General features: G+C 69.1%; 17 protein-coding genes. 7 read left to right on the forward strand and 10 right to left on the reverse strand.

The window, feature by feature from the left end; genetic code table 11:
• Positions 1-18 precede the first annotated feature (18 nt).
• The 3 genes from ACH4YL_RS09640 to ACH4YL_RS09650 all read right to left on the reverse strand — a co-directional run bounded on the left by ACH4YL_RS09640 (position 19) and on the right by ACH4YL_RS09650 (position 6,299).
• Positions 19-1,053 (reverse strand): ABC transporter permease, encoded by a 1,035-nt coding sequence (locus tag ACH4YL_RS09640; RefSeq protein WP_398506412.1) that lies wholly within the window; start codon positions 1,051-1,053, stop codon positions 19-21.
• Positions 1,054-1,899: 846 nt separating this feature from the next.
• Positions 1,900-3,774: a translational GTPase TypA gene (gene typA, locus ACH4YL_RS09645; RefSeq protein WP_398506414.1), complete on the reverse strand. Its 1,875-nt coding sequence runs from the start codon at positions 3,772-3,774 to the stop codon at positions 1,900-1,902.
• Positions 3,775-4,070: 296 nt separating this feature from the next.
• Positions 4,071-6,299 carry an ABC transporter family substrate-binding protein gene (locus ACH4YL_RS09650; protein WP_398506416.1) on the reverse strand — a complete coding sequence of 743 codons (2,229 nt, stop codon included), beginning with the start codon at positions 6,297-6,299 and terminating at the stop codon, positions 4,071-4,073.
• A gap of 318 nt (positions 6,300-6,617) precedes the next feature.
• On the opposite strand from ACH4YL_RS09650, the gene ACH4YL_RS09655 reads away from it, so the two are divergent.
• The 6 genes from ACH4YL_RS09655 to ACH4YL_RS09680 are packed head-to-tail and all read left to right on the forward strand — an operon-like array spanning position 6,618 to position 13,332.
• Positions 6,618-6,857: a hypothetical protein gene (locus ACH4YL_RS09655; protein ID WP_398506418.1), complete on the forward strand. Its 240-nt coding sequence runs from the start codon at positions 6,618-6,620 to the stop codon at positions 6,855-6,857.
• Between the two features lie 9 nt (positions 6,858-6,866).
• Positions 6,867-7,688: a hypothetical protein gene (locus ACH4YL_RS09660; RefSeq protein ID WP_398506420.1), complete on the forward strand. Its 822-nt coding sequence runs from the start codon at positions 6,867-6,869 to the stop codon at positions 7,686-7,688.
• Between the two features lie 18 nt (positions 7,689-7,706).
• Entirely contained in the window at positions 7,707-9,635 is a 1,929-nt protein-coding gene (locus ACH4YL_RS09665; protein ID WP_398506422.1) for a fumarate reductase/succinate dehydrogenase flavoprotein subunit, read from the forward strand.
• Positions 9,632-10,408: a succinate dehydrogenase/fumarate reductase iron-sulfur subunit gene (locus tag ACH4YL_RS09670; RefSeq protein WP_398506424.1), complete on the forward strand. Its 777-nt coding sequence runs from the start codon at positions 9,632-9,634 to the stop codon at positions 10,406-10,408. Before ACH4YL_RS09665 ends, ACH4YL_RS09670 begins: the two co-directional genes overlap by 4 nt.
• A gap of 45 nt (positions 10,409-10,453) precedes the next feature.
• Entirely contained in the window at positions 10,454-12,559 is a 2,106-nt protein-coding gene (locus ACH4YL_RS09675; protein WP_398506426.1) for a TPM domain-containing protein, read from the forward strand.
• Positions 12,560-12,618: 59 nt separating this feature from the next.
• Entirely contained in the window at positions 12,619-13,332 is a 714-nt protein-coding gene (locus ACH4YL_RS09680; protein WP_398506428.1) for a PspA/IM30 family protein, read from the forward strand.
• A 185-nt stretch (positions 13,333-13,517) separates the two neighbouring features.
• Here the strand turns inward: ACH4YL_RS09680 and ACH4YL_RS09685 are convergent, their stop codons facing one another.
• The 6 genes from ACH4YL_RS09685 to ACH4YL_RS09710 form a co-directional block, all read right to left on the reverse strand.
• Entirely contained in the window at positions 13,518-16,106 is a 2,589-nt protein-coding gene (locus tag ACH4YL_RS09685; protein WP_398506430.1) for a SpoIIE family protein phosphatase, read from the reverse strand.
• Between the two features lie 147 nt (positions 16,107-16,253).
• On the reverse strand, positions 16,254-16,670 hold the full coding sequence (locus ACH4YL_RS09690) for an ATP-binding protein (protein WP_398506432.1): 417 nt from the start codon (positions 16,668-16,670) through the stop codon (positions 16,254-16,256).
• A gap of 125 nt (positions 16,671-16,795) precedes the next feature.
• A complete protein-coding gene (locus ACH4YL_RS09695; protein WP_398506434.1) occupies positions 16,796-17,212 on the reverse strand; it encodes a (deoxy)nucleoside triphosphate pyrophosphohydrolase in 417 nt (138 codons plus the stop codon).
• A 15-nt stretch (positions 17,213-17,227) separates the two neighbouring features.
• On the reverse strand, positions 17,228-17,407 hold the full coding sequence (locus tag ACH4YL_RS09700) for an SPOR domain-containing protein (RefSeq protein ID WP_398506436.1): 180 nt from the start codon (positions 17,405-17,407) through the stop codon (positions 17,228-17,230).
• A 183-nt stretch (positions 17,408-17,590) separates the two neighbouring features.
• Positions 17,591-19,336, reverse strand: a complete 1,746-nt coding sequence (locus ACH4YL_RS09705; RefSeq protein ID WP_398506437.1) for a purine-cytosine permease family protein — start codon at positions 19,334-19,336, stop codon at positions 17,591-17,593.
• A gap of 190 nt (positions 19,337-19,526) precedes the next feature.
• Positions 19,527-20,279: a GntR family transcriptional regulator gene (locus tag ACH4YL_RS09710; protein WP_398506439.1), complete on the reverse strand. Its 753-nt coding sequence runs from the start codon at positions 20,277-20,279 to the stop codon at positions 19,527-19,529.
• A gap of 218 nt (positions 20,280-20,497) precedes the next feature.
• On the opposite strand from ACH4YL_RS09710, the gene ACH4YL_RS09715 reads away from it, so the two are divergent.
• Entirely contained in the window at positions 20,498-21,832 is a 1,335-nt protein-coding gene (locus ACH4YL_RS09715) for a glycoside hydrolase family 18 protein (RefSeq protein WP_398506441.1), read from the forward strand.
• 75 nt (positions 21,833-21,907) lie between these two features.
• Here ACH4YL_RS09715 and ACH4YL_RS09720 read toward each other — a convergent pair whose 3' ends face one another.
• The gene (locus ACH4YL_RS09720; RefSeq protein WP_398506649.1) at positions 21,908-22,558 is read right to left on the reverse strand and encodes a DUF4190 domain-containing protein; all 651 of its coding nucleotides are present in this window, start codon (positions 22,556-22,558) and stop codon (positions 21,908-21,910) included.
• Between the last annotated feature and the right edge of the window lie 29 nt (positions 22,559-22,587).

A 22,587-nucleotide genomic window follows, 5' to 3' on the forward strand; every position in this document is an offset into this window, starting at 1 on the left:
CACCCCCGCCCATGGACGTCACCGTCCGGTCTTGGGGTCGAACGCGTCCCGGACAGAGTCACCAAGGAGGTTGAAGCAAAGAACGAAAACCACCATGGCGACGCCCGGGAAGAACATGAACGCCGGGTCCTGCTCGTAGATCTCGGAGCCGATGGCGAACATCCGGCCCCAGTCGGGCGTCGGCTCGACGAATCCGACGCCGACGAATGAGAGGAACGCGATGCTCAGGATGGAGCTGGGCAGCAAGTAGGTGCCCTGCACGAGGATCGGCGTCACGATGTTCGGCAGGATCTCCTTGCGCACGATCCGCCACCGCGAGGCGCCAGAGACCTTCGCCGCCTCGACGAACTCCCGCTCACGCAGGGAGAGTACGGAGCTGCGCACCAGCCGGGCCATGCCCATCCAGCCGAGGAACCACATCACCAGGATGATCGCGACGGCCCGCAGATACGTCGGGGTCTCGTCCGTCGGAGAGACGAACAGCGCGGTCACGATCGGCATGAAGGCGATGAAGAACAGCTGGTTCGGGAAGGAGAGGAAGAAGTCGGTGATCCGGCCCAGCCAGTAGTCGACCTTGCCGCCGAAGTAGCCGCCCACCATGCCGACGACCACGCCGGTGAGCACGCTGAACAGCGTCACGACGAGGGCCATGTACAGCGAGGTGCGCATGCCGTAGAGGAGCATGGTGAACACATCGCGGCCCAGGTTGGGTTCGACTCCGAACCAGAAGTCGCTGGAGATTCCGCCGAAGTCGCCCGACGGCATGGCGAAGTCGTCGAGCAGGAACGGATAGTCCGGCTCCTGCGCGTAGAGCGTGTACGGATCCTTGCCGTACAGCGCCGAGATCACCGGTGCGAGCGCGGCTATGACGAAGAAGAAGATCACCACAAAGGCGGAGATCACGCCCGTGCGGTCGCGCTTGAAGCGCGCCCACATGAGCTGGCCGGGTGAGCGGCCGGTGGCCTCCATGCCCGCGGCGTCTGTCTTGGTCGCGGTCTCTTCGTCCAAGGCGACAGAGGCCTCGGCGCCCTCGGTCTCAATTGGACTGGTCATGATGTGTCCATTCACGGGTGTCGGGTGACCCGCGATCCTGCGCGCTGTGACCGGTCGAGCGGAGTGCACTCGTACCGTCACGGCCGCCGCATGACTATCCCTCTGCTCCCGCCGTCGCCCCTGAACGGGTGCGTCAGCGTTCCCTCTTGCCGGCGGGAGTACCCGGGGACAAAAGGGCTGCAAAGGTTGTCAATAGGGATGTAATCCACCCCTAGGAGCGCGAGCCGAGCGGTTGACCGGGTCTCAGAATCGCCGGCCGCTGATTGCGGCCAGGCCGGATGAAGTGCGCTGGAATCCGGCCGTACGAGCCATCTGCGACGACCCGACCCCACTGGCGCTCGTGGCACCGCGCATGGGTTCCTCCTCATGAGTCCACGTATTAACTGCAAGGCTGGGCACATGACACCCGCCGACACCCCTGACGGCGAGAAGCAGTACCCACGTGTGCTCGTGAGTCCGCGCTCCCCACAGCGCGCGACCCGTTGACCCGAGCTCAGTGAAGCCAACTATTAGGTAAGTTCGGGCCGTAAACCACACTTAAAGCATCTCGTTTTGGCAACATCACCCCACGTCAGAAGCCCAAAATTCGGACAAAGGGATCGCAGACAGACACCCGCGAAACGGACTGTTAATACAAGTTTCCGGTGCGCAACGTCCGATAGCCGAACGTGCGGGGTAGGAAATCCGGTTGACGAACGCCGCTCGGCGGGTCCCTCATAACGTGCCGTCAGGCATGCCGACGGACACACACGAAACGGCCCGGACGACCCCCGTCGGGGTCGTCCGGGCCGTCTCAGGACACCGGCCGTTTTCGGCCATACAAGCGGGCTGAGTGCCCGCGGTGCGTCAGTTGCGCTTGGCGCGCGACGCGGTGCGCCCGCGCTCCTTCTGGTCCAGGACCACCTTGCGGATGCGGACCGTCTCCGGAGTCACCTCGATGCACTCGTCGTCGCGGCAGAACTCGAGGGACTGCTCGAGCGACAGCTTGCGCGGCGGCACCACGTTCTCCGTGTTGTCCGCGGAAGCCGCACGCATGTTGGTGAGCTTCTTCTCCTTGGTGATGTTCACGTCCATGTCGTCGGCGCGGGAGTTCTCGCCGATGATCATGCCCTCGTAGACCTCGGTGCCGGCGTCGACGAAGATCACGCCGCGCTCCTGCAGGTTGATCATCGCGAACGGGGTCACGGAGCCCGAACGGTCCGCCACCAGCGAGCCGTTGTTACGGGTGCGCAGGTCGCCGAACCACGGCTCGTGGCCCTCGAAGATGGAGTGCGCGATGCCCGTGCCACGGGTCTGCGTCAGGAACTCCGTACGGAAGCCGATGAGGCCGCGGGACGGGACGATCCACTCCATGCGGATCCAGCCCGAACCGTGGTTCGTCATCGTCTCCATGCGGCCCTTGCGGGTCGCCATCAGCTGCGTGATGGCGCCGAGGTGCTCCTCGGGCGAGTCGATCGTCATGCGCTCGATCGGCTCGTGCACCTTGCCGTTGACCTCCTTGGTGACCACCTCGGGCTTGCCGACGGTCAACTCAAAGCCCTCCCGGCGCATGGTCTCGACGAGGATGGCCAGGGCCAGCTCACCGCGGCCCTGCACCTCCCAGGCGTCGGGGCGCTCGGTCGGCAGCACGCGCAGCGAGACGTTACCGACGAGCTCGCGGTCCAGCCGGTCCTTCACCAGACGGGCGGTGACCTTGTGGCCCTTGCCGCCCTTGCCGACCAGCGGCGAGGTGTTCGTACCGATCGTCATCGAGATCGCGGGCTCGTCCACCGTGATCAGCGGAAGCGCGATCGGGTTCTCGGGGTCGGCCAGCGTCTCGCCGATCATGATCTCCGGGATACCGGCGATCGCGCAGATGTCGCCCGGTCCTGCCTTCTCGGCGGGCAGGCGGGTGAGCGCCTCGGTCATCATCAGCTCGGTGATGCGGACGTTCGACATCGTGCCGTCACGCTTGATCCACGCGACGGTCTGGCCCTTCTTCAGCTCGCCCTGCTCGACACGGCAGAGCGCGATACGGCCGAGGAAGTTGTCGGCGTCCAGGTTGGTGACATGCGCCTGCAGCGGGGCGGACTCGTCGTACTCCGGCGCCGGGACGTGCGCCAGGATCGTGGAGAAGAAGGGCTCCAGGCTGTCGCTGTCGGCCGGGACGGTGCCGTCCTCCGGCTTGGTCAGCGAGGCGACGCCATCACGCGCGCACGCGTAGACGATCGGGAACTCGATCTGCTCCTCGGTCGCGTCCAGGTCCAGGAACAGGTCGTACGTCTCGTCGACGACCTCGGCGATCCGGGAGTCCGGGCGGTCCGTCTTGTTGATACAGAGGATGACCGGCATCTTCGCGGACAGCGCCTTGCGCAGTACGAAGCGGGTCTGCGGCAGCGGGCCCTCGGAGGCGTCCACCAGCAGCACGACCGCGTCGACCATCGACAGACCGCGCTCGACCTCGCCGCCGAAGTCGGCGTGACCGGGAGTGTCGATGATGTTGATGGTGACGGGGGCGCCGCCGTCCTTCGGGTGGTACTTGACCGCGGTGTTCTTGGCCAGGATCGTGATGCCCTTCTCACGCTCCAGGTCGTTCGAGTCCATCATGCGGTCGTCGAGGTGCTCGGCGGCGTGCGCGGCGAACGCTCCGGCCTGCTTCAGCATGGCGTCGACCAGAGTGGTCTTGCCATGGTCGACGTGGGCGACGATGGCGACGTTACGGATGTCGTGGCGCGTGGGCATGCTGGCTTGCCGCTTCTCTCGATCGTGGGATCAGGCGTTTGATGGTCGTAGCCTCGTCCGCCCGCCGGGCGGACACGCCACGGCTTGTCCCATGGTACGGGGCCGCGGCGTGCGGGGCTTCCCGGGCCGATCGGAAGGGAGATCGCGGGGGGTGTGGAGAGGTGCGCGGAACTGCGCTGGGGTGGGTAAACCTGAGCAAAGCCTGGGTCAAAGGGTGTACATGATCCTGCCCGCCGGCGATGCCGGCGGGCAAGGGACTTGAGCCAGTTCTGAGGTTGTGGGCGGAAGGCGTTCGGTTACCGTCCGGTAGCCTTCTTGGTTTCGGCCTTCTTGAACCCGATGTCCTGATAGCGGGGAGTGGCGAAGCCGAAGGCTCCCGCGTTGGCGATCTTGGGCTTGGCCGCGACGAGCTCGGGCCGCTGGTAGAGCGGAATGGACCCGGCCGCCGCCCAGATCCGGGCGTCCGCGCGGCGCACCAGATCGCGGGCGGCGTTCTCGTCCAGCTCGGCGGCCGCCTGGTCGAAGAGCTGGTCGATGTAGTCGGTGCCGACCCGGGTGTAGTTCTGCTCGACCAGCAGCGATCCGTCGCTGGCCGGCTCGGGCTTGGCGAAGATCGGCCGGGCGTCGGTCGCCGGGTACGCGGTGGCGGGCCAGGAGTAGAGCGCCAGGTCGTAGTTGCCGGACGCGACATGGTCCTTGAAGTAGCTGTCGTCGGCGACCTTGATGATCTCGGTCTGCACGCCGATCCGGTCGAGCATCTTCGCGATCTTGTCGCCGACGGCGCGCAGCGGCTCGGAGCCGGGGCCCGACGGCAGTACGAAGCGCAGGCTGAGCGGCTTTCCGTTCTTGCCGACGCGGGCCACGGCCGCGGCCGGAGCCGCGGTGCCCATCGGCGCGTACGCTCCGGCGGCTCCGCCCTTCTTGTCACCCTCGGCGGGGTCGCCGTCGCGCGACTCGGCCTTCCGGGCCGCGGCGGGCGCGAGGACGCGGGTGCCGCTGGCACCGGACTCGCTGGCCGGCTTGTTGTCGTCGCCGACGACGTACAGCCCCTCGTCGGACGCTGCCTCGGCTTCCTTCGCCTGGTTCTTCTGGTCCGACTTCTTCGGGTCGGCCTTCGCAGAGGCAGAGGCGGAGGCCTTCGCGGAGGCGGAGGCCGACGCGGAAGCGGCAGCGCTCCTGCCGGGCTGCGCGGTCGCGGACCCGGTCCCGGGAGACTTGCTGCCTTCGCCGCCGGCCTTCGCGGGGGCCGGCTTCTTCAGCGCTCCGCCGGGCGTCCAGCCGGCGTCGGCCAGCAGCGCCTGCGCCTCCTCGGTGTTCTGCGCGCCGAGCGCCCCGCTGTTGTCCGTGTACACCCGCTGGCCCGCCAGCGCGAGATGGCTGCCGGGCGGCTTCGCGGGCAGGCCGAGCGGCCGCAGCACCGTTTCGGCCAGCTCCTTGCGGTTGAGCGCGCGGGCCACCGCGCGGCGCACCCGGTCGTCGGCGAGCGGTCCGGTCTCGCCGTTCAGCGCGAGCTGGGTGTAGGCGGGCTCCAGCGATTTGCGGACCACATAGGCGCGCAGCGCGACCTGCTCGTTCGTGTACGCCTCGCCCGCCCCGGCATTCGCGTGCCGTGCGCCGTTTGCGCCCTTGTCCCGGTTGGCGAGGGCGATACGGTCCACGGTGCCCCGGTCGATCTCCGCGATGTCCAGCGTTCCGGCGGCCAGCGCCGCCGCCCGCTTGTCGCGCGGCACCGCGGTCAGCACCAGGCTCTCCAGCTTGGCCTGCTCGCCCCACCAGCGCAGGTTGCGTACGAGGGTGACTGCGCCTGCCTTGCGGTCCAGCGTCTTCAGCTGGAACGGCCCCGCGGTGGCCTTGAGCGCGTTGCGGGCGCCGTCGTTGAAGGCGTTCGGCGACGCGGTCACATCCTTCGGGTACAGCGGCGTGAAGAGCGACTGCCAGTCCGCGTACGGCTTCTTGAAGGTGATCTTGACCTCGAGGTCGCTGGCACCCTTCTGGATCTCCTCGATGCGCTCGTACCCGGCGTTGCGCGCGGTCCAGTACGCGGTGTCCTTGCCGCTCAGCGCGCGCCACTGGGCCACGAAGTCGGCCGCGCCGATCTCCCGGCCGTCGCTCCAGACCGCCTTCTGGTTGAGCTTGTAGAGCACGACCTGCTTGGGCTCGCGGTCGACGATCTTGGCGGACTCGACGTAGTCCGGATTGCGCTGCGGCCGTCCGCTCCGGTCGAGCGTGAAGAGGGCGGGCAGTACGGCTCCGGCGATACGAGTGGTGGCGGCGTCCGCGTCGGCCTGGAAGGCGTTCAGCGTGGTCGGCATCGAGTCGATCGCCCAGCGCAGCGTGCCTCCGTCGGCGACCCGGTCCCGTGCGGCGGCCCCGATGTCCTGGGGCGCGGCCTTGCCCGTGCGCTCGGACTCGTCCGCACTGCAGCCCGCGAGGACCGGCAGCGCGAGCACCCCGCTGGTCAGCAGCGCGACGGAGCGGAGCTTTCGGGAGCATGTCCTCCCGCGGGGGGCATCGACCTGGGACATGGGTTTTACCTCTTCGTCCTGATTCGCGGAATTTGGAGATGATCACACCGATTCCGGTCCACTGAAGTGGACAGAGGGCCGCCTATGGCGGCGACACGGCGTGGCGTCTTCGGATGCCACCCGTGCGGCCCAACCCAGAACCGGGCGTAACAGCACGTAAAGGGTGAAAATGGGGGGCGAGAAATCAACCATGAGGGGCGCGCTGGAAGCGCATGCGCCGGGAATCCCTGCACGTCCCTTCACAAGCGGGGATGTGACGCGCAACACTCGCAGGCGCATGAGCGACGCCACCGCACCCTGCGGAAGTGAGGGCCAGTCATGTCCCAGCAGGAAGACCTGACAGCGATTCAGCACCGCCTCGACGAGCTCGTCCAGCGTGTCGGAGAGCTGGAGCGGACCGTTGATGAGCTGCGTGGCGCCGGCCCGGCCGCGTCCGCCGGGCAGAAGTCACCGGACCGCCCCGAGCTGGTCACCATCCCCGACGTTCCGTACAACCACGCGCTGTGGACGGACTCGGACGACGAGGGAGTGGGCGTCCGAGACCGGCACGCTCCCTAGGAGAACTCGTTGGCCACTGGTACTGAACCACCACAAATCAATACGGGCGTGCACGGCGTCACGCGCGCCGCCATCGGTCCCCGCCATCTGCGGACGGACCGCTGGTGGCTCGCACCGGCCCTGACCGCCGGCGGGCTGCTCGCCTTCGTCATCTACTCGACGTGGCGTGCCTTCGCCAACGCCGACTACTACGCCGCGCCGTATGTCTCGCCGTTCTACTCCCCGTGTCTCGCGGAGAACTGCGAGCCCATGAAGGGCGGCCCCAACTGGGAGATCTTCGGCAGCTGGTGGGGCCTGTCGCCCGCGCTGCTGATCCTGATCTTCCCGCTCGGCTTCCGGCTGACCTGCTACTACTACCGCAAGGCCTACTACCGCGGCTTCTGGGCGTCGCCGCCGGCCTGCGCGGTCGCCGAGCCGCACAAGAAGTACACCGGCGAGACCGGCTTCCCGCTGATCCTGCAGAACATCCACCGGTACTTCTTCTACTTCGCGGTCCCGGTCGCCGGAATCCTCACGTACGACGTAGTGCTCGCCTTCCGCGACGAGCACTACGAGTGGGGACACATGGGTCTCGGCACCCTGGTCCTGCTGGTGAACGTCCTGCTGATCTGGGCGTACACCGTCTCGTGCCACTCCTGCCGGCACATCATCGGCGGCCGGCTCAAGCACTTCTCCAAACACCCGGTGCGCTACCGCCTGTGGGGCTGGGTCGGCCGGCTGAACGAACGCCACGCGCTGCTCGCATGGGCGTCGCTGATCAGCGTCGCGCTCGCCGACTTCTACGTCTATCTCGTCGCGTCCGGTGCGTTCGACGATCCGAGGTTCTTCTGATGGGTGGGGCGTTCTGACATGACGCAACTCGAACGGCAGCAGTGGGACGTCGTGGTGGTGGGCGCGGGCGGGGCGGGTCTGCGGGCCGCCATCGAGGCCCGCGAGAAGGGTGCCCGTACGGCGGTGATCTGCAAGTCCCTGTTCGGCAAGGCCCACACGGTGATGGCGGAGGGCGGCATCGCCGCCTCCATGGGCAATGTGAACGCCGGGGACAACTGGCAGGTGCACTTCCGCGACACCATGCGCGGCGGCAAGTTCCTCAACCAGTGGCGGATGGCGGAGCTGCACGCCCGCGAGGCGCCGGACCGCGTCTGGGAGCTGGAGACCTGGGGCGCGCTCTTCGACCGCACGGCCGAAGGCAAGATCTCGCAGCGCAACTTCGGCGGGCACGAGTACCCGCGGCTGGCGCATGTCGGCGACCGGACGGGCCTGGAGCTGATCCGTACGCTCCAGCAGAAGATCGTCTCGCTGCAGCAGGAGGACAAGGCCGAGTTCGGTGACTACGAGGCCCGGTTGAAGGTCTTCCAGGAGTGCACGGTCACGCGTGTCCTCAAGGACGGCGAGCGAGTTTCGGGGACCTTCTGCTACGCGCGGGAGTCCGGACGCTTCTTCGTGCTGGAGGCCCCTTCGGTGGTGCTGGCCACCGGCGGGATCGGCAAGTCCTTCAAGGTGACGTCGAACTCCTGGGAGTACACCGGCGACGGGCACGCGCTCGCGCTGCTCGCGGGCGCTCCGCTGCTCAACATGGAGTTCGTGCAGTTCCATCCCACCGGCATGATCTGGCCACCCTCGGTGAAGGGACTCCTCGTCACCGAATCGGTGCGCGGGGACGGCGGGGTGCTGCGCAACTCCGAGGGCAAGCGGTTCATGTTCGACTACGTCCCCGACGTCTTCAAGGAGAAGTACGCGGAGTCGGAGGAGGAGGGCGACCGCTGGTACGAGGACCAGGCGAACAACCGGCGTCCTCCCGAACTCCTGCCGCGCGACGAGGTGGCCCGCGCGATCAACTCCGAGGTCAAGGCGGGCCGGGGTTCTCCGCACGGCGGTGTCTACCTCGACGTGTCGACCCGTATGCCGGCCGAGGTGATCAAGCGGCGGCTGCCGTCGATGTACCACCAGTTCAAGGAGCTGGCGGATGTCGACATCACGGCCGAGGCCATGGAGGTCGGCCCGACCTGTCACTACGTGATGGGCGGCATCGCCGTCGAATCCGACAGCGCTGCCGCGGTGGGCGTGCCGGGCCTGTACGCGGCGGGCGAGGTCGCCGGCGGCATGCACGGCTCCAACCGGCTCGGCGGCAACTCGCTCTCCGATCTGCTGGTCTTCGGCCGTCGCGCGGGTTTGCACGCGGCCGAGTACGCGGCGGGACTCGCCACGCGACCGGCGGTGGAGGAGGACCAGATCGACGCGGCCGCGGCCGAGGCGCTGCGCCCGTTCAGCGCCGAGGGCCCCGAGGAGGGCGCTCAGCCGGAGAATCCGTACACGCTCCATCAGGAGCTCCAGCAGACGATGAACGACCTGGTCGGCATCATCCGGCGCGAGGGCGAGATGGCGCACGCCCTGGAGAAGCTGGGCGAGCTGCGCGTACGGGCGCGGCGGGCGGGCGTGGAGGGGCACCGGCAGTTCAACCCCGGCTGGCATCTCTCGCTGGACCTGCGGAACATGCTGCTGGTCAGCGAGTGCATCGCGCGGGCCGCGCTGGAGCGGACGGAGAGCCGCGGCGGCCACACCCGCGAGGACTGTCCCGCCATGGAGCGCGAGTGGCGGCGGGTCAATCTGCTGTGCCGGCTGGTCGATCCCACCGGTGATCTGGCGGCGACCGATCCGGTGCGCGGCCAGATCGAGCTCGTCCGCACGACGACCGAACCCATCCGTTCCGACCTGCTCGCTCTTTTCGACAAGGAGGAGCTGGTCAAGTACCTCGCCGAAGAGGAGCTCTACGAGTGAGCAGCTACACAGCGGCCTTCAAGGTCTGGCGCGGTGATACGGACGGCGGGCAGCTGGAGGACTTCTCCGTCGAGGTCAATGACGGAGAGGTCGTCCTCGACATCATCCACCGCCTCCAGGCCACTCAGGCCTCCGATCTCGCGGTCCGCTGGAACTGCAAGGCGGGCAAGTGCGGTTCGTGCAGCGCGGAGATCAACGGCCGGCCGGCGCTGCTCTGCATGACGCGGATGTCGGTCTTCACGCGCGAGGAGACGATCACGGTGACGCCGCTGCGGGCCTTCCCGGTGGTGCGGGATCTCGTGACGGACGTGTCCTTCAACTACACGAAGGCGCGCGAGGTGCCCTCCTTCGTGCCGCCGCCCGGTGTGGCGGCCGGTGAGTACCGCATGCAGCAGATGGATGTGGACCGCTCGCAGGAGTTCCGCAAGTGCATCGAGTGCTTCCTGTGCCAGGACACCTGTCATGTGGTGCGCGACCACGAGGAGAACAAGACGGCGTTCGCCGGTCCGCGCTTTCTGATGCGAGTGGCCGAGCTGGACATGCATCCGCTGGACGCGGCCGCCGAGAGGGGTCATGACCGCAAGAAGGCGGCGCAGGACGACCACGGTCTCGGCTACTGCAACATCACGAAGTGCTGTACGGAGGTGTGCCCGGAGGGCATCAAGATCACCGACAATGCGCTGATCCCTCTGAAGGAGCGGGCGGTGGACCAGAAGTACGACCCGCTGGTGTGGCTCGGCAACAAGATCCTTCGGCGGGACGCGCACTCATAGGACCTCCGGTAGCGGAGGCACAGTCACGGACTTAGCCTCCCAAATGTGACGCGAAGAGCCACCCGCATACTCCTTGCCGTGCTGGTGGCGGCATGGTGGCTGGTCGCGCCCGCCGCCCGAGGCGCGCTCGCCGACGATCCCGTCAGCCTGTCCCGCGAGAACCAGATCACCGACCGGGTGGGAGCGCTGGGTGACCGTGAGCCCGAGGTCACCCAGGCGCTCGACCGGCTCTACGACGATCAGCGACTGCAGCTCTTCGTGGTGTACGTACGCGACTTCTCGGGTCGCGGCGCGCGGGAGTGGGCCGACGAGACGGCGCAGAAGAACGGTCTCGGCCAGAACGACATCCTGCTGGCCGTCGCCACCCACGACCGGCAGTACGCGTACTGGGTCGACAACGGCTCGCGGCTGACCGACGCACAGCTCGCGGACGTCGCGGGCACCGCCGTCGAGCCCGCGCTGCGGCAGAACGACTGGGCGGGCGCCGCCATCGGCGCGGCAAACGGATACGCGGCGGTGGTGAGCGGGCAGCCGGTGCCGGCACCCGCCATCACTCCCGGCGAGGCGGACCCGGGCGAGGCCGCGAGCGAGCGGGGAACCGGGGACCTGGTGCTGCCGATCGCGGTTGTCGGCGGGGCCGGCGCCCTCGCCGTGTACGCCTACGCCAAACGCCGAAAGCGCACCGCGACGCGCACCACGCCGCAGGGCGGACGAGCGGGCTGGGGCTCCGGGCAGCAGGCTCCGCAGACGCCGTTGCCGGAACTCGACGCGCAGGCCAAACAGGCGCTCGTCGACACCGACGACGCGTTGCGCACCAGCCAGGAGGAACTGGGCTTCGCGACCGCCCAGTTCGGCGAGGAGGCGGCCAAGCCGTTCACCGAGGCGGTCGCTCACGCACAGCGCGAGCTGACGGCCGCGTTCCGGCTGCGGCAGCAGCTCGACGACGCGTATCCGGAGGACGACGCGACCCGGCGGCGAATGCTCGACGAGATCGTTTCGCGGTGTACGGAGGCCAATCGGCGGCTGGACGCCGAGTCGGAGGACTTCGACCGGCTGCGCGCGCTCGAACAGAACGCACCGGCGGCCCTCGCCACCGCGCAGGCCGCCTTCGACGAGCTGAACGGACGCGTCGTCACCGCGGAGGCGACGCTCGGGGCGATGCAGGAGCGGTATGCCGCATCCGCATCCGCACCCGTCGCCGGCGATGTGGAGCAGGCAAGGCACCGGCTCGCTTTTGCCACGACCGGCCTCGACGAGGCGCGCAAGGCCGTCGACTCCTCGGACAACGGCACGGCGGCCGTGCAGGTACGGGCGGCGGAGGGCGCGCTGGCGCAGGCGACACAGCTGATCGAAGCCGTGGACCGGCGCGCGAAGGAGCTCGCGGAGGCGGCCGGGAAGCTGCCGGGCGCGCTCACCGAGACGGACACCGATCTGGCGGAGGCGCACGGGCTGCTGAAAGGGACGCCGGAAGGTGTGTCCACGGCCGATCTCCAGGGCCGGATCGCACGGGCGGAGGCGGTGGCCGCGGAGGTACGCGGTGCGGTGGAGGCAGGTCCGTACGACCCGATCGACGCGCTGCGGCGGGTCGAGGAGGCTGACGCGGCGCTCGACGAGGCGCTGGCCGGGGCGCGGGAGAACGAACAGGGGACGCGGCGGGCCAGGGCGCTGCTCGACCGGGCGACGCTCGGGGCGCGGTCCGCCATCGGCGCGGCGGTCGACTTCATCACCACACACCGCGGGACGGTCGGCAGCGAGGCGAGGACCCGGCTGGCGGAGGCGCAGCGGCGGCTGGAGCGGTCCGGGGCGCTGGCCGAGTCCGGAGATGCCCAGGGCGCGCTGGCGGAGGCGCAGCAGGCGGACGCGCTGGCGCGGCGGGCGCAGAGTCTGGCCGAGGAAGACGTGCGGGGATTCGGGAACCCGTTCGGGCCGGGCGGTGTACAAGGAGCAGGAGGTGCGGGAGGCGGGTTCGGGGGCGCGGTGCTCGGCGGGATCATCCTCGGCGGACTGTTCGGCGGTGGAAGGGGCGGGGGCCATGGCGGGGGTTTCGGGGGCGGGTTCGGGGGTGGAGCAGGGGGCGGCGGCTTCGGCGGCCGGCCCGGCAGTTTCGGCGGCGGGGGCACCCGCGGCCGGATGGGCGGCGGCCGGTTCTGACGCGGCTCGCCATGCATCCGGTGCGCACAGCACACCCAGCGCTCACAAGGAGAAGTGCCATGACCAAGCAGACGATCCTCGGCCGGGTCACCCAGCTGGCGAAGGCCAATATCAATGCGCTCCTCGACCAGGCCGAGGATCCGCAGAAGATGATCGACCAGCTGATCAGGGACTACACGAACAACATCAGCGAGGCGGAGCAGGCGGTGGCGGGCACCATCGGCAATCTGCGGCTGATGGAGCAGGACCACCAGGAGGATGTGGCCGCCGCCAAGGAATGGGGCGACAAGGCGCTGGCCGCCAGCAAGAAGGCGGACGGGCTGAGGGCTGCGGGCCAGAGCGCGGACGCGGACAAGTTCGACAACCTCGCCAAGGTGGCGCTCCAGCGCCAGCTCCAGTCCGAGAAGGAGGCGAGCACCGCGGAGCCGACGATCGCCTCACAGACGGAGGTCGTGGACAAGCTCAAGAGCGGGCTCGACCAGATGAAGACCAAGCTCACTCAGCTGCAGTCCAAGCGGGACGAGCTGGTGGCGCGAGCCAGGACGGCGCAGGCGCAGAACCAGATGATGGACGCGGTGAAGAACATCAATGTGCTCGACCCGACGAGCGAGCTGAGCCGCTTCGAGGACAAGGTGCGCCGGGAGGAGGCGAAGGCGATGGGCAAGGAGGAGCTGGCCGCGTCCTCGCTGGACGCCCAGTTCGAGCAGCTGGACAGCCTGGGCGACAGCGCGGAGGTCGAGGCGCGGCTGGCGGCGCTGAAGGCGACGGGTTAGGGCGTACGGGGCTGGGGGCGCGGCTGCGGGCCTGGGCGCGGGCGGGCCGGGTCCGAACCTGGGCGCGCGCCGCCCGGGCACAGGCGGCCCGGGCACAGGCGGCCCGGGCGCGGGTGGTCCGGGCACAGGCGGCCCGGGTGCCGGTGGTGCGGCTGGTCCGGGCGGCCAGGGGCTGGGCTGCTCGGTCAGAACATGCTGAGCAGCTGCTCGACGCTCGGCTCGGTCGTCGAGTCGCCGTCGGGCAGGGCGAGTTCGAACCAGACCGTCTTGCCGCGCGGTGTCCGGCGCGAGCCCCAGCCCGCGCTCAGCAGTCCGACCAGCTGGAGTCCGCGGCCACCCTCGTCCGTGTCGCGGGCCCGTCGCCGGCGCGGCTGCACCAGGCCCGAGTCCCACACTTCGCAGACCAGCGTGCGATCCCGCAGCAGCCGCAGCCGGATCTCGCCCTCGCCGTACCGCAGCGCATTGGTGACCAGCTCGCTGACCAGCAGCTCGACCGTGTCCACCAGGGCTTCCAGGTCCCAGGTGATCAGCTGGGCACGGGCCAGCTCCCGGGCGCGGCCCACCGAGCGCGGTTCGCGGGGCAGCCGCCAGTCGCCGACCGCCTCGGTGGACAGGCCCTGGATGCGGGCCATCAGCAGCGCGATGTCGTCCTCGCCGTGCCGGGTGTCGAGCGTGCTCAGCACATGGTCACAGACGTCTTCCAGCGGATGCACGGGGTCGTTGAGCGCGGTGCGGAAGGCGCGCAGGCCCTCGTCGAGCGGGTGGTCCCGGGACTCGACGAGCCCGTCGGTGTAGAGCGCGAGGAGCGCGCCTTCGGGGAGCTCGACCTCGACCTCCTCGAAGGGCTCGCCGCCGACGCCGAGCGGCATACCGGGCGGCACATCGAGCAGCAGCGCCTCCTCGCCGGGTTCGACGAGGACGGGCGGCAGATGGCCCGCGTTGGCGAAGGTGCAGCGGCGGGTGACCGGGTCGTAGACGGCATAGACGCAGGTCGCCAGATAGACCTCGGAGAGGTCTGCCTCGCGGGACATGTGGGCGACGCGGGCCGGCACCTGTGCGCCGCCCCGGGAGCCGGAGTGGGTGGGACCGCCGGGGCCGCCGAGGCCGCGGGCGATCTCGTCGAGCGCCGAGAGCACTTCGGCGGGTTCGAGGTCCAGGAGCGCCAAGGTCCGTACGGCGGTGCGCAGTTCGCCCATGGCGACAGCGGCGCGCAGACCGCGGCCCATCACATCGCCGACGACCAGGGCGGTGCGGTGGCCGGGCAGTTCGATGACGTCGAACCAGTCGCCGCCGACCTCGGTGGCCGTGTTGCCCGGCAGGTAGCGGCAGGCGATGTCGAGACCGGCGGCCTCGGGGTCACCGGGCGGCAGCAGGCTGCGCTGGAGGATGAGCGCCCGCTCGTGCTCCCGGCGGTACAGCCGGGCGTTGTCGATGCAGACCGCGGCACGGGCGGCGAGTTCGACGGCAAGCGCCCGGTCCCGTTCCCCGAAGGGCTCGCTGCCCTTCGTACGGGAGAACTGGACGAGGCCGACGACGGTGTCGTGGGCGACCATCGGCACGGCGAGCGTGGAGTGGACGAGGCTGCCTTCCTCGCCGGGGATCGACTGGACGCGGGCGTTGCGCAGGGCCAGCGCACAGGGCGAGTTGAAGGGGTAGTGGTGGAGTTCGCCGACCGCGGTCGGGGTGTTGTCCGCCGAGCCGCGGCCCGGCGTGGCGATCAGCGGGGTGCCGGAGACCGCGCTGGCGAAGGCGACCCGGCGCAGATCGGCGCTGGCTCCGCCATAGCCCTCGGCATGGTGCGAGCCGCCTCTTCCGGGCGGCGCCTCGTCGCCGCTGAGCAGGCCCTGGTAGAGGTCGACCGAGGCGAGGTCGCAGAAGCCGGGGACGGCGACGTCGAGGAGTTCGCGGGCGGTGGTCTCGAGATCGAGGGAGTTGCCGATGCGCGCGCTCGCCTCATTGAGGAGGGCGAGATTGCGCCGGGCGCTGGCGGCCTCGCGGGCGGCGATGTGGCGGCGGGTCACATCGGTGCCGATTCCGGCCACACCGATGGGCCGGCCGGTTCCGCTGTGCACGCGGTAGAGATTGATGTTCCAGTGCCGGCGGTCCGTGCTGCCCGGCGCCGAACCGACGATCTGGAGGTCGATGGCGGATTCGCCGGTCTCCAGGACCCGTCGCAGCGAGGCGTTCATCCTCTCCGCCTCGGGGCGGGAGAGGTAGTCGTGAACGGTGCGGCCGCGGTGGTCGGCGGCGGCGCCACCGAAGACGGTGGCAAAGCGCTGGTTGGCGCGCTGCACCGTGAGGTCGGTGCCGAAGAGGAGGAAGCCGAAAGGAGATTGGCCGAAAATCGCCTGCGAAGCGGCAAGATCCGTCTCGATCCGTCGCAGCGCGCGGACGTCGACGACGATACAGAGCGCAGCCCTCTCGCCGCTCTCCGTCTCACTCGGCATCACATAGACCTCGGCGACGCCGTGCGCTCCACCCCGCTCCGGCATACGGAACGGGACGAGGCCGGTCCACTCCTTGCCGTCGAGGATCTCCGCCACATGCCGGTGGCCGCGCGGACGCAGCTCGGCGGGCATGAAGACCTCGACCGGGTCCTTGCCCCTGACCTCGTCCGCAGTGATGCCGAACAGGTCGACGGCCCGTCTGCTCCACTGGTCGACCAGGCCGTCGGGGCCGATCGAGAAGGACGCCACTTTGATGTAGTCATAGATCGAGCCAGGCGGGCTGCTCTGCCATACGACATCGCTCGCCGTCTCAGGTATTTCGCTCACGCGACCGTCCCCTCCAGCTCACCGCACCGGACCGGCCATGACCGCAGTATTCAGCACTACGGCCCTGACGCACACGGCGTTCACGATCACAGCACGGTCTCGTTCATTTTGAGCCGTGCTGGTAGTGATCGTTGTCCCTTCCCACTTCTAACCAGTAAGAGCCAGCTCGAACCACACGGTCTTTCCCGTCGTTCCGCGCCGCGTTCCCCAGCGCCGGGCGTTGACGGCCACCAGCTGCAGCCCGCGGCCGCTCTCGTCATCGGGCGCGGCGTCGCGTTCGGTGGGCGGATCCGGAAGCGGGTCGGAGACCTCCACCAGCAGAGAAGGGGCTGCCCCGTCCGGCTCGTGGAGAACCAGGCGGACCCCGATCGGGCCGGATGCATACCGCAGAGAATTGGTCACCAGCTCGCTGACCAGCAGCACTGTCACATCACCGATCACGGTGTACACGTTCCAGGCGGTCAGAGTGTCTCGAACGGCGTGGCGGGCGGTGCGCACGGCGTTGGGTTCGGCAGGGAAGGTCCACGCGGCGGTCTCGCCATCAGTGTCGATCACGCCGTTCACTTCCCCAGACCGGCAGCAGACCCATGTCCCATTTCGGGGGGTTAATCGCCACATACCCGATATTCGGTCCGGGGTATCCCGGTCGGCGCAGGATTGAGCGCACCGTGGCACGAACGGCGTACGAGTCAGCCCCGCGCGCCCTCGCGCCCGCCTTCGCGCAGGATCCGGGCGGCCGCGGCCACCGCCGGGCGGTCCTGGTCGAGCCAGTCCACGGCATCGGTCTCGTCCGGAGCCAGCCAGCGCAGCGCGTCATGGTCCTCCAGCGGCCGCGGTTCGCCGGAGACGAGCCGGGCGGTCCACACCTGGAGTACGTACCCGGGCTTCAGCGGCCACTCGCCCGGGATCCGCTCCAGCGGCTCCGTCTCGACGCCGAGCTCCTCGCGCAGCTCACGCACCAGCGCCTGCTCGGGCCGCTCCCCCGGCTCCAGCTTGCCGCCGGGCAGCTCCCAGCGGCCGGCGAGCTCCTCGGGGGCGCTGCGGCGCGCGGCCAGCAGCCGCCCCCGGTCGTACAGGGCTCCGGCCACCACCACGCGATCCGTCATGCGCCGGAGCGTACGTCAGTGCGTCGTCTGGCCGATGCGCTCGACCCAGTAGAGCTGCTTGTGCCCTTTGCCGTCGAGCGTGGCGACAATCCGCTTGGCCTCGTCCTCGGTGGCGTACCGTCCGACGCGATAGCGGTTGCCGTTGTCGTCCTGCCGTATGACGAGCCAAGGGAGCACGGGGCCGCTGTCGTTCATCGCGCCCCTCCCTCGGTCGGCCGGTCAGTCCATAACGATCGCCAGGAAACCGCACTACGCATATGCCCGAGCGTACGCCTGACCTTTACTCAGCGGATACGTGTTTACACAAAGAGGCAGGAATGAGGGGCACACCCGGCTGGATGCGCCCCCCTGTGGCTGGTTCTGACGGCTCCTAAGGCGCTACACCCCCTCCGCCGAGACCGACTTCGGCGCAGCCGGGCTCGGCGTTGTCGGGCTCGGCAGCGTCGGCATCGGCATCAGCACCGGGCCCGCCGCCATGTCCTTGCGGCAGACGTCGCCGCACTCGGAGTCCAGCGAGCAGCAGAGCGAGCAGATCGGGCCCGACTGGACGGGGCAGTCCGCGATGTCGGGGAGTTCGTACGCCGTCTCGCACACGGCGCACTCGTGCGTGGCGGTGATGTCCTCGATCTCCACACCCGGACCGTTCACGGGATTCGGCCGGGCCAGGTAGTACCTGCCCTTCGTCAGCCAGGCGATCAACGGGCAGAGCACCAGCGCCAGTCCGGCCGCGATGAAGGTGGAGAACGCCTCGGCGTACCGTCCGAAGAGCCCGAAGAAGGCGAGGATCGACACGGTCGACGCGATCACCATCGCGCCGAAGCCGGCCGGGTTCACCGCGTACAGGTAGGCCCGCTTGAACTCGATGTACGGCGGGCTGAGTCCGATCCGCTTGTTGATCACGAGGTCCGCGGCGACGGCGACGATCCACGCGATGCCCACGTTCGAGTAGAAGCCCAGCAGCTTGCCGAGCGCGGCGAACATGTTCATCTCCATCAGCGTCAGCGCGATGGCGAGGTTGAGGAAGATGTACCAGACCCGGCCCGGGTGCTTGTGCGTGATCCGGGAGAAGAAGTTGGACCACGACAGCGAGCCGCTGTAGGCGTTGGTCACATTGATCTTGATCTGCGAGACGATCACGAACAGCGCTGCGGCCGGCAGCGCGACCGAGCCGAGCCAGGGCTTGAGCGCCTCGATCTGCGGAGCGATCGGCTCCAGCGCATGCGTCTTGCCGACCGCCTCCAGGGCCACAAAGGCGAGGAACGCGCCGCCGAGCTGCTTGGCCGCGCCGATGATGACCCAGCCGGGCCCGGCGGCCAGCACCGCGAAGTTCCAACGCCGCCTGTTCTCCTCGGTCTTGGCGGGCATGAAGCGCAGATAGTCGGCCTGCTCGCCGATCTGCGCGATCAGCGACAGCGCAACGCCCGTGCCGAGGCCGAAGCCGATCCACGAGAAGCCCGCCCCGGCGCCCTCCGTACCGCCGAAGGAGCCGAACGCGCCCCAGGCGTACGGGGCTTCGAAGGCCAGCACCACAAAGGGCAGCACCATGCCGATGATCCAGACGGGCTGGGTCCATGCCTGCACCTTCGCCAGCGCGCCCATCCCCTTGAAGACGATCGGGATGACGATCAGCGTGGTGACCAGATAGCCGATCTCCACCGGCAGTCCGACCGCCTGGTGCATGGCCTGCGCCATGATCGAGCCTTCGAGCGCGAAGAAGATGAAGGTGAAGGAGGCGTAGATCAGCGAGGTGAGCGTCGAGCCGAAGTAGCCGAATCCGGCGCCTCGGGTGACGAGGTCCATGTCCAGGCCGTACTTGGCACAGGCCCGGGCGATCGGGATGCCGGTCACGAAGATGATTACGGCGGCGGTGAGGATCGAGGCGAACCCGCTGGTGAAGCCGTAGGTGAAGACGATCGACGCGCCGATCGCGAAGTCCGCGAGATAGGCGATGCCGCCGAGCGCGGTGCCGGCGACCATCGAGGGCGACCAGCGCCGGAAGGAGTGCGGCGCATAGCGCAGCGAGTAGTCCTCACGGCTCTCGTCGGCGGCGAGCTTGGCGTAACTGCGTTTGGGCGGCTGTTCCGGTGCCCGCGTCGTGGCGGTGGCGGTGGCGGTGTCCGTCATCGGCTGCATCCCATCCCGTTCGTCGGTCCCGGTGGGGCGAGTACGGACGGGAAGGTAGGAGCCGGGCATGACAATTTGTTGCGGCACGCGATTGCCCGCGCGTTAAGGGAGCCTGACCAGGGTTAACTCGCGATCACGGGAGGCGGACGGCGCGTTCGCCTATCGGTGAGCTCGCCCGCCGGTCGGGCGGTTACCTCACCGGCAGGTGGTATGCGATACGGAAGCGGTCGGCCGGGACGACCACGTCCGCCGTCTCGACCGCGCGGCCCGACGCGTAGTACGTCCGCTCGACGACCATCACCACATGGCCCGGGACGCCGCCGAGCGCCAGGAGCTCCTCCGCAAGCCCCGGGCGCGCGCCGACCTCCTCCGCGACGTTGTCCACGACGATGTCGATGGCGGCCATCCGCTCGACGACTCCGCAGCCGCCCAGGGGTCCCTCCTCGGGCAGCATCACCGGTGTGCGTCCGGTGACTTCGAGCGGCTCCCAGGAGGTGGAGAGCATCATCGCCTCGCCCGCGTCGCGGTACAGATAGCGCGTACGCATCACGCGGTCGCCGAGCCCGATGCCGAGGCGGGCCGCGATCTCCAGGCTTGCGCCCTCCTGCTCGCTGCTGGACTCCCAGGTGCCGCGGGCGTCTTCCGCCGCCTGCTCCTGGCGGAACGGGTTCGCGCCGGACTGCGGGCGGTATCCGGTGCGGGCGACCCGGCGCGGGACGGGGCGCTCGCGCACATAGGTGCCGGAGCCGGACCGCCCCTCGACCAGCCCCTCCGCCATCAGCACCTTGCGCGCTTCCAGGGCGACGGTGTCGGAGACGCCGTACTCTTCGCGGATGCGGGCCTGCGAGGGAAGGCGGGTGTGCGGCGGCAGCGAACCATTCACGATCTTCTGCCGGAGATCGCTCGCAACGCGCAGATAGGCCGGCTGCTCACCGAATGTCACTGGCCACTCCCAACAGGTTGACAGACAGCAACAGACTGGCAACCGTCGGTTGTTGACCGCAACTGTAGGCCAAAGTTTCACTCGAAGTGATGAGTTGCCTGTAGGCAGGGGTTTGCCGCACGTATGGGCATTCTGCCCTTGACCTCAATGGTCCAGACCAATACGTTCCTGGTTGCACGACACCGTTCACAAACGTCACACGCACAGGAATGGGTCCCATGCGTCGAAGAACCTTTGTCCGGGCGGCTGTTGCAGCCTGTTCACTCTCGCTCCTGGCGGCATTCGCGCCCGCCGCCTCGGCCTCCGCCGAAGCGGGCGGCCAGCACTCGCCCTCGTACAAGCGCGTCGGCTACTTCACCCAGTGGGGCGTCTACGGCCGGGACTTCCAGGTCAAGGACATGGACACGAGCGGCCAGGCGGCCAAACTCACCCACATCAACTACGCGTTCGGCAACGTCAGTTCCGACGGCAAGTGCTTCACCGGCAACGTGCCGGGCGAGGCCGACGCCTGGGCCGACTACGCCCGCCCGCTCGACGCCGAGAACTCGGTGGACGGCGTCGCCGACACCGCCGAACAGCCGCTCGCGGGCAACTTCAACCAGCTGCACGAACTCAAGGCCAAGCACCCAGGCCTCAAGGTGCTGATCTCCCTCGGCGGCTGGAGCTGGTCCACCCACTTCTCCGACGCGGCCCGCACTCCCGCCTCCCGCAAGGCGCTGGTCGCCTCCTGCATCGACCTCTACATCAAGGGCAATCTGCCCCTCGACGGAGCGCGCGGCGGCGCGGGCGCGGCGGCCGGGCTCTTCGACGGCGTCGACCTCGACTGGGAGTGGCCGGGCTCGGCGGGCGACACGGACACCGTCTTCCGGCCCGAGGACAAGCAGAACTTCACCGCGCTGGTACGGGAGTTCAGGACCCAGCTCGACGCGTACGGCAGGTCGCTCGGCAAGCGCAAGCACTACGACCTGACGGCCTTCGTCCCGACCGCGCCCGAGAAGATCGACGCGGGCTTCGAGGTCCGCAAGATCATGCGTGACCTGGACTTCGTCAATCTCCAGGGCTACGACTTCCATGTCTCCGGCGAGAAGACAACGGCCCAGCAGTCGGCGCTGTACGCGCGCGGCGACTTCAGCGTCGACCAGACCGTACGCGACTGGCTGCGACGCGGAGCGCCCGCGCGCAAGCTGGTGATGGGCATGCCGTTCTACGGCCAGGGCTGGACGGGCGTGACCGGCGGCGGCGACGGCCTGAACCAGCCGGCGACCGCTCCCGCGCCGGCGACCTGGGCGGCGGGCTACGAGGACTACAAGGCGCTCAAGAAGCTCGCGGACTCCGGGACGTACACGGTGCACCGGGACCGGCGAGGAGGGCACGCGTGGCTCTTCGACGGTACGACCCTGTGGACGTACGACGACCCGCAGGTGCTGCGCACGAAGACCTCGTACATCCGTGAACGAGGCCTGGGCGGGGCGATGTTCTGGTCGCTGGACGGTGACACGGCGGACGGCGAACTGATGACGGCCGTCGACCGCGGGCTCTCACGCAGCTACTAGACCCGGACCGCACGTACTGGACCCGGACCGCACGGCAAGCGCCGGAGGGGCTGCATCAGCCCCTCCGGCCAAGGCCTACGACTTCAGCGAGCCCGTCAGTTTGCCGTCCGTCGCCGCGAACGCGCACGTGACCGCTCGGTCGCCGAGGCGCCAGCTGCGCTCGCTCGGCATGTAGTAGTACAGCGCCGCGTTGTCCGGCACGGCGGACTCGTCCGTCGCGTAGGCGTCGTTGAGCTCCTGGCAGCGCTTCTCGGCCACCGGCTCCACCGGCGTCTCGCCGGGCCACTCGTCGAACTGGTCGAGCTTGAAGACCCCCGTGACCTCGCCGTCGTGCGCCTTGGCGCAGTCGACCAAGGTCACCGTCTCCGTCTCGCTCTCCAGCTCGCCGGGCACGCTGAAGCAGTCACCCTTGCGCAGATCGAGGGTGCTCTGCGAGCGGGACGCCTCGTCCACGCCCTCCCGGAACCCGTCCCAGGCCTTGCCGATCCCGCCCGTCGCGATGGCAATCAGCAGCAGCGTCGTGCTGAGTCCCGAGAGGACCACGCCCGCGATCGCCATGCCCTTGCCGCGCTGGCCGCGGTTCTTGATCTGCGAGAGCGAGATCAGGCCGAGTATCAGGCCGAGCGGCGGGATGCAGCACACGATCCCGAGCACGAGGGACGTGATGGCGAGCCCGTTCACGGACGGCGGCCGAGGCGGCTGGTACGCGTACGGGGGTGTGTACATGGCCACGGGCGGAAGTGCTCCTCATCCGG

The sequence above is a fragment of the Streptomyces sp. NPDC020681 genome (genome assembly GCF_044334895.1).
GTDB lineage: Bacteria > Actinomycetota > Actinomycetes > Streptomycetales > Streptomycetaceae > Streptomyces.